The organism is Cupriavidus sp. USMAHM13 (genome assembly GCF_001854285.1).
Lineage (GTDB): Bacteria > Pseudomonadota > Gammaproteobacteria > Burkholderiales > Burkholderiaceae > Cupriavidus > Cupriavidus malaysiensis.
The window spans coordinates 1,594,707-1,608,063 of the sequence record NZ_CP017752.1; the positions used below are offsets into that span (position 1 = coordinate 1,594,707).

Here is a 13,357-nt window from a genome sequence, read left to right on the forward strand (position 1 = left end):
GAGAAGAGCGGGCCGCGGCGGCGGCCCGCCGTGGTCAGAGCTTGCGCAGGCGCGGGCGCGAGGCGCCGGCCGGCATGGTGGCCTCGGCGTGCCGGCGCAGGTGGCGGCGCAGCAGGAAGGCGCCCAGCAGCAGGCACAGGCTGGCCACGCCCAGCAGCAGCGGCGTGCGCTGGTCGGGGATGAAGGCCATCGCCACCACGATGCTGGCCATGCCCAGGATGGCGAGGTAGGTCAGCCACGGGAAGGCCCACATGCGCACGCGCAGGCGTTCGGGCGCTTCGCGCTCGATGCGCGCGCGCAGGCGCAGCTGGGAGACCGCGATCAGGATGTAGACGAAGATCGCCACGGTGCCGTAGGAGTTGACCAGGAAGGCGAACACCTTGTCCGGCGAGACGTAGGACATCACCACCGCGCCGTAGCCGAACAGCGTGGCGAACAGGATGGCGTTGACCGGCACGCCGCTGCGGCTGACCTTGGCCAGCGCGCGCGGGGCGTCGCCGCGCGCGGTCAGCGCGAACAGCATGCGCGAGGAGGCGTACAGGCCGGAGTTCAGCGCCGACAGCACCGCCGTCAGCACCACCGCGTTCATGATCTGGGCGGCGGCCGGGATGCCCATGGCGTTGAGCGCGCTGACGTAGGGCGTGGCGATGCCGTCCGAGTCCCACGGCACCAGGCATACCACCAGCAGCACCGAGCCGACGTAGAAGACCAGCACGCGCGTGATGACCGAACTGGTGGCGCGCGCCACCGCCTTCTGCGGCTCGCTGGTCTCGGCGGCGGCGATGGTGACGATCTCGGCGCCGAAGTAGAAGCCGGTGGCGGCCACCGCGCCGGTCAGGACCGGCATGATGCCGTGGGGGGCGAAGCCGCCGTGCCCGGTGAGGGTGGCGACGCTGGCCGCCGCGCTGGCGCCGGGCCACATGCCGAGCGCGTAGAGGCCGGCCACGAACAGGAAGACGACGATGGCCGCCACTTTGATCGAGGCGAACCAGAACTCGAACTCGCCGAAGGACTTCACCGAGATCAGGTTGGTCAGCGTGAGCAGCATCAGCAGCACCAGGCTGATGCTCCAGGCCGGCACGCCGGGCAGCCAGAAGCGGATCAGGTCGGCGCCGGCGACCGCCTCCAGGGCCACTACGATGACCCAGAAGTACCAGTACATCCAGCCGCTGAGGAAGCCGGCCAGCTCGCCCACCGCCGGCTTGTCGCACCAGGCCTCGCGCGCGTATTCGTAGAAGGAGCCGCCGCCGGGCATGGCACACGCCATCTCGCCCAGCATGCGCATCACCAGCACCACCAGCAGGCCGGTCAGCAGGAAGGAGATCACGGCGGCGGGGCCGGCCGAGCGGATCACCACGCCGCTGCCGACGAAGAGTCCCGCGCCGATCACGCCGCCCAGCGCGATCATGGTCATGTGCCTCTGCTTCAGGCCGTGCTGCAGCCCGTTGCCTTGTTGCGGATTACTGCTCATTGCTTGCTGTCTCCAATGCGTCTTTGGGTTGGAAGACGCCGCGCTGTCATGTGCTTTGCTTTGTTGTACTACCTTGCGCGCCTGTCGGCATGGTGCCAGAAAGGCGGCAGCGCGTGCGTCGGGGAAAACGGATGCGCGGGCATGTGGCGCATGCCCGGCACCCGGGCGGCGCCATGCGGCCGCGGGGGCGGCGCGCACGGCATCCGGGATGCGGTCGATCTCCTTTTCGTGTTTCCTTTTCTTGTTAATTAAACGGAACGATTAGTCCCGTAAACATCTTTGTTTGAGCGTGACTCTAGGATCTGGTTGCGAGAAGGTCAATGCTGTAAACCATTAAACGGAATGATTTGTACAGAAAAACGAAACGGTACTATCATCCAGGGAGGCAGGCCGCCGCGTGGCGGACCGCAATGTGACGCAGACGAGGAGGAAGCCGTGACGGAAAGCGTGATGGCCGGACCGGACCGCATGGTTCCGGTGCGCGAGGTGTTCGGTATCGATGTGCCGCTGCAGGTGCCCGCCTTCAGCCAGCGCGACGAGCATGTGCCGGAGGTCGACCCGGCCTACCGTTTCCAGCCGGAGGCGACGCTGGCCATCCTGGCCGGCTTCGGGCGCGGGCGGCGCGTGATGGTGCAGGGCCGGCACGGCACCGGCAAGTCGACCCATGTCGAGCAAGTGGCCGCGCGCCTGAACTGGCCCTGCGTGCGGGTGAACCTGGACGGCCACATCAGCCGCCTCGACCTGGTCGGCAAGGACGCCATCGTGCTGCGCGACGGGCGCCAGGTCACCGAGTTCCAGGAAGGCATCGTGCCGTGGGCGCTGCAGCGGCCGGTGGCGCTGGTGTTCGACGAATACGATGCCGGCCGCCCCGATGTGATGTTCGTGATCCAGCGCATCCTGGAGCGCGACGGCCGCTTCACGCTGCTCGACCAGAACCGGGTGATCCGGCCGCATCCGGCCTTCCGCCTGTTCGCCACCTGCAACACCGTCGGCCTCGGCGACCTCAACGGCCTGTACCACGGCACCCAGGCGCTCAACCACGCCCAGCTCGACCGCTGGAACGTGGTGGCCACGCTGGACTACCTGCCGGCCGGGGAGGAGGTCGCGATCGTGCTGGCGTGCGTGCCCGGGCTGGCGGGCGCGGGTGGAGCGGGTGGGCGCGAACTGGCCGAGGCGATGGTGGCGGTGGCGGCGCTCACGCGCGCCGGCTTCGCCAGCGGCGACCTGTCCACCCTGATGTCGCCGCGCACCGTGATCGACTGGGCGGAGAACAGCCTGATCTTCCGCGACCCCGGCCAGGCCTTCCGCCTGACCTTCCTCAACAAGTGCGACGAAGCAGAGCGGCCGGTGGTGGCCGAGTACTTCCAGCGCGTGTTCGGGCGCGAACTGGAAATGGCGCTGGCACCCGCCGCACCGCTGCAGAGGCTGGCCGCATGAGCGGCGACGGCAACGACGGCAACGACGGCAACGAGGGCAGGGGTGGCGCCGGCACCGCCGGCACGGCGGCAAACGTCGCGGCCACCCGGTTGCGCCGCCGGCAGGAACTGTGCGCGGCGGCGGCGCGCGCGCTCAGCGGCGACGCCAGCCTGCACTACCGCGCAGGCCGCCTGTCACGCGGCCTGCGGCCGCTGCCGCTGCAGGCCCCCCATCTGCGCGCCGACACCGCCGACGGCCTGGCCGGACAGCGCGGCGCGGCCGACGGCGTGGCGCTGCGCCTGGCGTACTCCGATGCCGCTGTGCACCGCGCGCTCTGTCCGCACGATCCGCTCGAACGGCTGCTGTTCGAATGGCTGGAACAGATGCGCTGCGAGGCGCTGGTGCCGCCGGCGCTGCGCGGCGTCGCCGCCAACCTGCGCGCGCGCTTCGAAGACTGGTCGCGCGGCTTCCACCAGGCGGGCTTCACCGACGGCCACGCGGGCATCCTGCTGTACACGGTGGCGCAGATCGCCTGGTCGCGCGTGCAGGGCCGGCCGGTGCTGGAAGATACCGAAGACCTGATCGAAGCCACGCGCGCGGCCATCGTGCCCGCGCTGGGCGCAGCGCTGGCCGGCCTCAGGCGCCACCGCGCCGACCAGCGCGGCTATGCCACGCATGCACTGGCCTTGTCGCGCCAGGTCGGCGCCATGCTGGCGGCGGCGGGCTTCGGGCAGCCGGCCGCGGCGGAGGACGGCAAGGACGAGGACAGGCAGGCGGCGGTGCGCGCCGCCTTCGCGCTCTGGCTCGAGGTCGACGAGGAGGCCGGCGGCTGGATGGCGGTCGCCGGCGGGCTGGCGGCCGCGCCCGGCATGGTGCACGGCGCCGATGCCTATCGCGTCTTCACCACGCGCTACGACCGCGAGCTGCAGGCCGCGCAGCAGGTGCGGCCAGCCTTGCTGCGCGAATACCGCGAGCGGCTCGACCGCCTGCTCGCCGCGCGCGGGCTGAACCTGGCGCGGCTGGCGCGCGAACTGGCCGCCGCCCTGGCGCAGCCGCGTCCGCAGGGCTGGTCCTTCGGCGAGGAAAGCGGCCGCATCGACGGGCGCAGGCTGGCGCTGCTGGCCGCTTCGCCGGCCGAGCGGCGCGTGTTCCGGCAGGAGCGCCTGCGTCCGCGGGCCGCTTGCGCGGTCAGCCTGCTGGTCGACTGCTCGGGCTCGATGAAGGGGCATGTCGAACTGGTGGCGATGCTGGTCGACACGCTGGCACGCGCGCTCGAACTGGCCGGCGTGCCGGCCGAGGTGCTGGGCTTCACCACTGGTGGCTGGCATGGCGGCCGCGCCCGCCAGGACTGGCTGGCACGCGGGCGCCCGCCCCGTCCCGGCCGGCTCAACGAGCGCTGCCACCTGGTGTTCCAGGAGGCGGCGCGCGGCTGGCGCCGCTCGCGGGCCGGCATTGCCGCGCTGTTCAAGTCCGACCTGTTCCGCGAAGGCATCGACGGCGAGGCCCTGCAATGGGCCTGCGGGCGCTTGCGCGCGCTCGATGCGGGCGGGCCCGGCGCGCGCCGCATCGTGGTGGTGATCTCGGATGGCAGCCCGATGGACAGTGCCACCGCGCTCGCCAACGATGCGCACTACCTCGACCGCCACTTGCAGCAGGTGGTCGCGCGCGAGGAGGCGCGCGGCGAGATCGAAGTGCTGGGCTTGGGGGTGGGGCTCGACCTGAGTCCCTACTACCGGCGCAGCCTGGCGCTGGACCCGGCGCGGCCGCTGGATACCGCGTTGCTGGGCGGCGTGGTGCGCTGGCTGGCCACGCGCGGGCATGCCTTGCCGGCGGACCAGGCCGGGCCGGCGCCGGGCGTCGCCGGGGCCTCCGGCGCCGCCGGCGCGTCCACTCAGGCGGCGGCTTCCGGCGAGGCCCCGGCCGCGCCGGAAGCGCTCTCCGTGCCGCCGTCAGTACCGCGGTAGGTGCGGTCGAGCAGCCAGCAGGCCAGTCCCGCCAGCAGCAGGCACCCCGCGAACAGCTGGTAGGTCAGCCGCGGCGCCCAGCCGGATGCCAGCAGGTAGCCGGTGGCGAGCGGCGACAGGATCGACACCACGCGGCCGAAGCCGATCATCCAGCCCACGCCGGCGCCGCGCGCCGCCGCCGGGTAGACCGAGGGGCTGATGGCGTAGAAGGCGGCGATGCCCCCATTGGCGAAGACGCCGACCGCCAGCGCGAGCGCCAGCGACAGGCCGACCGCGCCGTGGCCCAGCGCATTGGCGTAGGCGAGGAAGGCGGCGGCGCCGCCGCACAGGATGAACAGGGTCGCCAGGCGCGGACGCACCACCAGGGTCAGGGCGGCGAACAGCAGCGCGCCCAGCACGCCGCCGAGCGGCACCAGCACGCCGGCGCGCAGGCCCAGCTCGGGGCTGCCGGTGGCGTCGGCCATCAGCTTGGCGGTCCAGGTGTTGGCGAAGTAGAAGGCGGCCGTCAGCAGCGCGTAGGACAGCCACAGGAAGACGGTGCGCCGCGCCATCACGCCGCCGAAGATGGCCTGGCGCACGCCGCCGCGCCGGGCCTGCGCGGCGGCCTCGGGCAGCTGCTCCACGGCAGCGTAGCCGAGCCGGCGCGCGATCGCGTTGTACTGCGCCAGCGCGCGCCGGGGGCGCTTGTCCACCAGGTAGTCGATCGACTCGGGCAGGACGGCGATGACCACCACCAGCATCAGCGCGGTGATCAGCGCGCCGAAAATGAAGGGCGCGCGCCAGCCATAGGCGGCGATCAGCAGGCCGCTGAGGGCGCCGCCGAGGGCGGCGCCGGCGGGCAGGCCGATGCCGTAGATCCCCATCACCACGCCGCGCCGGCGCTGCGAGCTGTATTCGGACGCGGTGATGTTGAGCGTGGCCACCAGCGCGCCGATCGACAACCCCGCGAAGGCGCGGAACGCCACCAGCTGCGGTACGTTCTGCGCGGCCGCTGACAGGCCCATGCCAAGCGTGATCAGGACCAGGCAGGCGATGGCGTGCGGGCGCCGGCCGATACGGTCGGCCAGGGGCGACAGGAAGATCGCCCCCAGGGCCGTGCCGAGCACGCCGGCGCTCAGCAGGTAGCCGACCTCCACCGGGCTCAGGTGCCAGGCCTTGGCCAGGTGCGGCGCGACGAAGGCCATGACCAGGATCTCGAACCCGTCGATCATGGTCAGCACCAGGCAGACCGCCACGGTCTGCCACTGCAGCCGGCGCATCGGCTGCGTGCGGATGGCTTCACGAACGTCCATGCTGTTGTCTCTTCCGTAGTGGTTCTGTGGTGGCGGGGGGCGCTGGACGGACGGCTCAGTGCGCGAGGAAGTCGAGCACCATGCGGTTGAACTTCTCGGCATGCTCCCACTGCGCCCAGTGGCCGCAGCGGTTGAAGATGTGCATCTCGGCGTTCTGCATGCCCCAGACCAGGCGCAGGCCCACGTCCATCGGCACGAAGCGGTCGTCGCGGCCCCAGATGACCAGCGCCGGCGCGGCGATCTCGCCCAGGCGGTGGCCCACGTCGGGGAACTGGCGCGGGTTGGCGGCCAGGCTCTTGACGAAGTTCTCCAGGTGGTCGCGCCGCGCCAGCGTGTTGTCCAGGCGGGCCTGGATCAGTTCCTCGGTCAGGCGGCTGGCGTCGTACATGAAGACGTTCAGCATCTTCTTGAGGTTCTCCAGGGTCGGCTCGCGATAGACGCCCTGCAGCAGCTTGATGCCCTCCAGCGGCATCGGCTGGAACAGGCTCGGGCCGCCGGTGCCGCCGCCCATCAGGACCAGCTTGCCGACGCGCGCCGGATTGGCCAGCGCGAAGGCCACGGCGCTGTGGCCGCCCATGGAGTTGCCGATGATGTGCACGGGGCCCGGGTGGTCGATGGCGTCGAGCACGCCCAGCAGCGCGCGCGCATTGAGCTCGGAGCGCGAGCCGGTGCAGACGATGGTGTCGCTCTGGCTCCAGCCTGGGCAGTCGACCAGCAGCACGCGGTAGCCGGCCGCGACGAAGGGCTCGATATTGCGGCTGAAGTTGGCCCAGCCGCTGGCGCCGGGACCGGAGCCGTGCAGCATGACGACGGTCTCGGCGCCGCTGCCGACGTCGTTGTAGTGGATGCGCAGGTCCTGGCCGGCTTCCTGGATGGTGACGAAGCGGCTGGTGGCGGCTTCGGTGATCGCTTGCGAGGAGGGGGTCATGGTTGGTCTCGTTGGTCTCGTTGATCTCGTTCGGAGAGGGGAACCGCCGCGGCTGGCGGCGGGCGGTCAAGTCATCCGGTAATGCGGTAATGCGGTGGCGCCGGGCGCAAGCGCGGCCGGCCGGTGCCCTCGCGGGGACCGGGCGCGCGTGCGCATCAAGCGTCGGAATAGGCGGCCTGGCGGGGCGGCCAGGCCGGCTGGCCTGTTACCTGTTGCCGCTGCACCGGTCTGTCCGGTGGCAGCGGAAGCGGGGCTTCAGCCGGACGGCGGCTTGCCGTGGTGGTGCGATCGCATGCTGTCTCCTGTGGCCGGTCTCGTGTCCGGATCGAAGGGGTAAGCGCATGCTAGGCGGGTCCGGTCCTCGCGTAAAACGATTCTCGAAAACGTGCAAGGGTTGCACAGCCTTGATGCACAAGGAAAAAAGGCGGCGCCGGTGGAGGCCGGACAGCGCCACCGGCACCCGGGCTCCGGGTTTGCGAGCAGGCGCCGCGGCGCGGCGGGCGCCGGCGCGGCCGGGCCGGCCGCTGTCGTGCCGTCGCGACAGCGAAGCATTCCACCCGGCCGTGGGGCTTGCCGCGCACACCTGGCCGGCTTAGCATCGCCAACTTGCCTCAACCCAACCGCTATGCAAAGGAGATCGACATGAAGACTGTTCTGATTCTTTGCAGACCGCGCCTCGGCTGACCCTGTTCCCCGTTTCCCGCTCCTGCGCGGGAAGGCTTGCGTTGCCCGGCTCCGGCCTGCCACCTCTGGTTCCTGCTTCCCGCAATCTCTCCGGAAAGGCCTATGGGCAACGGCATCGTGCATTTTGCCGAGGGGATCTCCTTGATCGCTTCGGACGACACCTGGATCGACAGCCAGGCTGTCCATCAACTCCACTCCACCTTTGAGCTGCCCGGCATGCGGCGGCTGGTCGCCATGCCCGGCCTGCATCCCGGCCGTGCCTATCCGGCGGGCGCCGCCAGCTTCGCCGTCGGCCGCCTCTATCCGGCGCTGGTCGGCGGCGATATCGGCGCCGGCATGGCGCTGTGGCAGACCGGCGTCGACGCCGCGGCAGCCAGCCCCGAGCGCCTCGACCGGAGCCTGGGCGACCTCGACGGTCCGCCCGATGCCGCCTGGCAGGACGAGGCCGCGCGGCTGGCGGCGGCGCACGGCAGCCACGCTGCCGTGCTCGACGCCCTGGGTGGCCCGGGGGCCGGCAATCCCTTCGCTGAGCTGCAGCAGGTCGACGGTATCGAGGACGCCGCCGCCGTGGCGGCGCTCGGCATCGATCCTGCCCGCCTGCTGCTGCTGGTGCACGGTGGCGCGCGCGGACTGGGCGAGACCGTCCTGCACGAGCACATGGCGCGCTGCGGCCACGATGGCCTGGCGGAAGGCAGCACGGAGGCCGCCGCCTACCTCGCCAGCCATGCGCAGGCGCTAGGCCTGGCGCGCGCCAACCGCGCCCTGCTCGCGCGGCGTGTGCTGGCACGCCTGGGCGGCGGTGCGGGGCAGGCCTTGCTCGACCGGCATCACAACCTCGTGGCGGCGGCCGAAGTGGACGGCGTGCGCGGCTGGCTGCACCGCCGGGGCGCGGCGCCGGCCGACCAGGGCCCGGTGGTGATCCCCGGCTCGCGCGGCGACTACAGCTACCTGGTGCGGCCGCTGCCCGCCGCGCACAGCCTGTTCTCGCTCGCCCACGGCGCCGGCCGCAAGTGGTCGCGTGGCGAAAGCCGCGAGCGGCTGGCGCGGCGCTACACGCCCGACCAGCTCGCCCGCACGCGGCTCGGCAGCCTGGTCATCTGCGGCGACCACGCGCTGCGTTACGAGGAAGCCCCCGACGCCTACAAGCCGATCGACAGCGTGGTGCATGCCCTGCGCGATGAAGGCCTGCTGACCATCCTGGCGCGCCTGCGGCCGGTGCTGACCTACCGGATGCGGGGGGCGGGGCAGCGGGGGTGAGGCTCCGCGCCGCATTGGGGCGCGGTGGCGGCGGCACCCGCGTGCCGGAGGCGCGGTCTGGTTCCGCTTCGCTCGCCATCGCGCGGTCTTTGTATCGTGTTCGGCACGGGCGGAGTGTCATCGTGGCGCAATGCGCATGCTGAATGTGGGTTGAGAGCTACTTCTTGTGAGTGCTGGGACATTGCGGGTCCGCCTTGCCGTCCGTCCGGTGGCTTGGAAGTCCGGCCACGCCCGCTGGCAGCCGGGTGGCCCGTAATGTCTCTAATGCGAGCCGTCAGCCGGCCCTGCTGCGCACTTCGGTGATGCATGCCGCCTCGGCCTGGCGCGCCGGACAGGGTGCACGGATGCCGGCCGGACAGAATCGGACCATTGGGCAAGCCAGTGGAGTCTTGGGTGCCTGCGCTGGCACGGCGGGCCTTTACCCTCATGGTCGATGGCCCTGGGGCGGCACGGCGATGTCATGCGAGGCGCCGCCGCGCTGCCGGCGCGGCCGCAGGTTTCACTCCACTGGAGCTCCCATGACCCTGAGCAAAGCCCTGGCTTCCCTTGTCCTGTCCGCCTGCTTCGGCGCGGCGGCATCCGCGTCCGCGCAGCCGGCGGCCCCCGCGGGCACCGTGCCGGCCGCCCACATTTCCCTCGATCAGGCGCAAGCGCTGATCCAGGCCGCGGTGGCCTATGCGAAGTCGCTGCAGACCGGCATCTCCATCGTCGTGGTCGATGCCTCCGGGCATGTGGTGGCCGCTGCCCGCATGAGCGGTGTGCCGTTCGGCAGCTTCGACGTGGCGCGCGGCAAGGCGCTCGCCAGCGTCGCCACCGGCGGCGTCAGCGGGCGCGAGCTGATGGAACGCTACCGGGCCAATCCCATCGTGTTCGGCCAGATCAGCGCGCTGTCCTACGGCGGGCCGATGTTCCCCTCCCAGGGCTCCCTGCCCATCTTCTTCGGCGACACGCTGGTGGGCGCCGCCGGCGCAAGCGCGGCCTCGTCGCAGACCGACGAGGATGCGGTACGCGCCGGCATCCGGGCCATCGGCGCGCTGGCGGAGCGCGGCGGCCGCTGAGCCGCTCGCACAACGCCGCCGCGCCGGCGGTATCCATGGCCCGCTCGCCCGGGCCGACGACTTCCTGTCAACCCACCCTGGAAACACAACGTGCATACCCCTGTGACATTCGACTCCGACGGCCTCCTGCTGGCGGGAGCCCTCCATCTGCCCGCCGATGCCGAGCCCGGCGAGCGCCGGCCCGCCATCGCGGTCCTGCACGGCTTCGGCAGCAACCAGGACGACGGCATGGTGCAGCTGGCCACGCGCCTGTTCTCGTCGCTCGGCTACGTCGTGCTGCGCTTCGATATGCGCGGCTGCGGCAACAGCGAGGGCGAGCGGGCCAAGGTGCTGTGCGAAGACCAGGTGGCCGACACGCGCCATGCGGTCAGCTTCCTGCAGACCCTGCCGCAGGTCGATCCCGCGCGGGTGGCGGTGATGGGCCACAGCTTCGGCGCGGCGGTGGCCGTCTACGCGGCCGGCGTGGATGCGCGCATCGCCGCCTGCATCGCCTCGGCCGGCTGGGGCGATGGCGAAGCCAAGCTGCGCCAGCAGCACGCCGGCGCGCAGGCCTGGCAGCGTTTCGAGGAGATGGTGGCGCGCGGCCGCGCGCAGCGCAGCCAGGGGGTGTCGATGCCGGTGTCGCGCTTCGATATCGTGCCCATTCCGCCCAGCCTGCGCGGCAACCTGCCGGCCGGCTCCTTCCTGGAGTTTCCCTTCGAGGTGGTCGAGAGCATGCTGCGCTTCCGCCCCAATGCGGTGGTCGCGAAGATCGCGCCCAGGCCCTTGCTGCTGCTGCATCCCGCCGACGACTCGGTCACGCCGACCGAGCAATCGATCGAGTTGTTCCGCCACGCCGGCATGCCGGCCGACCTGCACCTGGTGGCGAATGTCGACCACTTCATCTTCTCCGATGACAACCGCATGGTCCTGAACCTGGTCGCGGACTGGCTGCGCAGGTACTTCCCCGTGCGGCGCGAGCGGGAGCAGGCGGCATGAGCGAAGCGGCTCCCCTGCGCATCGATGCCGCGCGGCTGCAGGCCTTCGCCGCCTCGCTGCTGGCCTGTGCCGGCCTGCAAGCCCCGGATGCCGCGCTGGTCGCCGAGAGCCTGGTGTGGGCCGACCTGCGCGGCGCGCACGGGCACGGTGTCGCACGCCTGCCGCTGTATGCGCGCTGGCTGGCCAGCGGCGAGATGGACGGCCAGGCACAGCCGCGCCCCGGCCTGTGCCTGCCGGCGCTGTCCGTGGTGGAAGGCGGGCGCTGCGCCGGCGCGGTCGGCATGCGCGCGGCACGCGAACTGGCCGAAGCCGGGGCCAGGCGCGCCGGGGCCAGCCTGGTGCTGCTGCGCGAGACCACGCATACCGGCGCGCTCGGTTTCCACACCGCCCGGTCCGCCCGGGCCGGGCTGTTCGCCATGGCCATGGCGGCCTCCGGCCCGCTGATGGCTTACCACGGTGCCGCCGCCGCGGGAGTCTCGACCGCGCCGCTCTCGATGGCCTGCCCGGGGCCGTCTCACCCGTCTGACCCGATCCTGTTCGACATGGCTTCGGGGGCCGTCGCGCTGGGCAAGCTGATGCAGGCGCGCGCCACCGGCATGCCGTTGGCGCCTGGCTGGGCCATCGATGCCGAGGGCAGGCCGACCACGGACGCGCGGCGGGCGGCGACTCCCTTGCCGCTGGGCGGGGCCAAGGGCTCCGGCCTGGCCCTGATGGCCGAGATCGCCTGCAGCCTGCTGGCCGGCCATCCGATCCTTGCCCCGGCGCTCGGCGCGGAGGCGGGCGCGGGGGCAGCGCGCCACACGCAGAATGCGTGGTTCCTCGCCATCGACATTGCCCAGTTGATGGAGCCGGCCCGCTTCCACGCGCAGGTGAGCGAACTGGCCGCGGCCATCCGCGGCCTGCCTCCTTCGGCCGAAGGCCCGCCACGCTTGCCCGGCGAGCGCGGTTATGCCGAAGCGCGGGCGCGCCGCGCGGATGGCGTGGCATTGCCGGGCGCCACCGTGACAGCGCTGGAAGGGCTGGCACGCGGGCTGGAGGTGCCGCCGCCGTGGAGCGGGGCTTGAGCGGGCGGGACCAGGGAGCGTTCCTGGTGCGCCGCCGGCAGCACTTGCCGTGGTGCCCAGGCAACCCTAGGGTATTTCCGATGATTTCCGATGCCGTGCGCTATCTCCTTGTCTTCATTGGAGATTCTCGCGTGGGCACGGCGTCCGTGCGACCAGTGTCTGCGATACGCCTCTTGACGCTCCTGGCGCGGCATCGATAATGCGCTGGCGGAATGCAAACGTTTGCATTCAAGCGAGAGGGACTCGATCCCACCCGAGCCGGAACGTCCGCGCCCGCCCCCGCACGCCTGCCTGTGCGCGGGCCCTCGGCGCGGCGGTGCCGGGCCGTCCGCAGGACAGCCCGGCCGGCGCGGTTCACGCGGAGACATTCTGAATGGCAAGAGACCGCCAGATACGCATCGCCCTTGGCAGCTTCGGGCGCGCCACCCTGCACCTGACCGCAGGGCCGCTCGTGGCCCATGCGCATGCGGAATTCCACCTGATCTTCAAGCTCGGCGGCGCGGACGCCTGCTTCAAGGTCGACGGCGAGCAGCACCGGCTGGGCGACGGCTGCGCGCTGCTGATCAATCCTTGGGCGACGCACGCCAAGCTGCCGCAGGAGGGCGAGCCTTCCTTGCTGCTGGCCTTGCTGCTGGAGCCGCAATGGCTGGGCGATACGCTCGCGGCCGACCATCCCGCCGTCGGCCTGCGTTTTCCGCAGCCGCTCGTGCGCATGGACGCGCCGACCGCCGCGGCGCTGGCAGCGCTCGCCGGCTGCCTGGCCCATGACGCCGGCGACGGCCCGGCGGATTGCGAGGCCGCGCTCGCCGGGCTGGTAGGCCAGGTGGCCGCGCGCCACGTGCAGCGCCGCTCCATGACCGAAGTCCTGGCCAGCGCGAGGCCGCTCGACTACCGCATCAAGCGTGCCGCGGAATATATCCGCGCGCATGTGTGGGAGAACCCCAGCGTGGAAACGGTCGCCGGTGCCGTGGGCATGTCGCGCAGCCGCTTGTTCGACCAGTTCAAGGCCTGCATGGGCATCTCGCCGCAGCAGTACCTGGACTGGGTGCGGGTCAGCATCGCCACGCGCCTGCTGGCCGAGCAGCAGGCGAGCATCAGCGACGTGGCGCACCAGCTCGGCTTCAGCGCGCAGGGACACTTCACGCGCTTCTTCGTCCAGCACCTCGGGCTCAGCCCCTCGGAGTTCCGCCGCGTCGGCATGACCGGCTCCGCGCGGGCCGGCTGAGGCACCGCGCGGCAGCCGAG

General features: G+C 71.8%; 10 protein-coding genes. 7 read left to right on the plus strand and 3 right to left on the minus strand.

The genetic code is table 11. The annotated features are described in order from the left end of the window. Nucleotides 1–34: 34 nt before the first annotated feature. Nucleotides 35–1,471, minus strand: coding sequence for an amino acid permease (locus tag BKK81_RS25390; RefSeq protein WP_071018723.1), 1,437 nt, complete (start codon nucleotides 1,469–1,471; stop codon nucleotides 35–37). A gap of 468 nt (nucleotides 1,472–1,939) precedes the next feature. On the opposite strand from BKK81_RS25390, the gene BKK81_RS25395 reads away from it, so the two are divergent. Together BKK81_RS25395 and BKK81_RS25400 are read left to right on the plus strand one after the other, a co-directional pair. Then, nucleotides 1,940–2,908, plus strand: a complete 969-nt coding sequence (locus BKK81_RS25395) for an AAA family ATPase (RefSeq protein ID WP_197524072.1) — start codon at nucleotides 1,940–1,942, stop codon at nucleotides 2,906–2,908. After that, on the plus strand, nucleotides 2,905–4,851 hold the full coding sequence (locus tag BKK81_RS25400) for a cobaltochelatase CobT-related protein (RefSeq protein WP_071018727.1): 1,947 nt from the start codon (nucleotides 2,905–2,907) through the stop codon (nucleotides 4,849–4,851). The genes BKK81_RS25395 and BKK81_RS25400 overlap by 4 nt, the downstream gene beginning before the upstream one ends. Here the strand turns inward: BKK81_RS25400 and BKK81_RS25405 are convergent. Both BKK81_RS25405 and BKK81_RS25410 read right to left on the minus strand, forming a co-directional pair. Then, entirely contained in the window at nucleotides 4,779–6,143 is a 1,365-nt protein-coding gene (locus tag BKK81_RS25405; RefSeq protein WP_071018729.1) for an MFS transporter, read from the minus strand. The genes BKK81_RS25400 and BKK81_RS25405 overlap by 73 nt on opposite strands. Nucleotides 6,144–6,198: 55 nt before the next feature. Further along, complete coding sequence (locus tag BKK81_RS25410; protein WP_071018731.1) at nucleotides 6,199–7,071, minus strand: alpha/beta fold hydrolase; 873 nt, start codon at nucleotides 7,069–7,071, stop codon at nucleotides 6,199–6,201. A gap of 786 nt (nucleotides 7,072–7,857) precedes the next feature. On the opposite strand from BKK81_RS25410, the gene BKK81_RS25415 reads away from it, so the two are divergent. From BKK81_RS25415 to BKK81_RS25435, 5 genes are all read left to right on the plus strand, one after another. Next, nucleotides 7,858–9,012: an RNA ligase RtcB family protein gene (locus BKK81_RS25415; protein WP_071018732.1), complete on the plus strand. Its 1,155-nt coding sequence runs from the start codon at nucleotides 7,858–7,860 to the stop codon at nucleotides 9,010–9,012. Nucleotides 9,013–9,530: 518 nt separating this feature from the next. Then, nucleotides 9,531–10,070, plus strand: coding sequence for a GlcG/HbpS family heme-binding protein (locus BKK81_RS25420; RefSeq protein WP_083384433.1), 540 nt, complete (start codon nucleotides 9,531–9,533; stop codon nucleotides 10,068–10,070). 102 nt (nucleotides 10,071–10,172) lie between these two features. After that, on the plus strand, nucleotides 10,173–11,048 hold the full coding sequence (locus tag BKK81_RS25425; protein WP_197524056.1) for an alpha/beta hydrolase: 876 nt from the start codon (nucleotides 10,173–10,175) through the stop codon (nucleotides 11,046–11,048). Continuing rightward, nucleotides 11,045–12,112 carry an Ldh family oxidoreductase gene (locus BKK81_RS25430; protein ID WP_071018735.1) on the plus strand — a complete coding sequence of 356 codons (1,068 nt, stop codon included), beginning with the start codon at nucleotides 11,045–11,047 and terminating at the stop codon, nucleotides 12,110–12,112. The genes BKK81_RS25425 and BKK81_RS25430 overlap by 4 nt, the downstream gene beginning before the upstream one ends. A 373-nt stretch (nucleotides 12,113–12,485) precedes the next feature. Beyond that, complete coding sequence (locus tag BKK81_RS25435; protein ID WP_071018737.1) at nucleotides 12,486–13,337, plus strand: helix-turn-helix transcriptional regulator; 852 nt, start codon at nucleotides 12,486–12,488, stop codon at nucleotides 13,335–13,337. The last annotated feature ends 20 nt before the right edge of the window (nucleotides 13,338–13,357 follow it).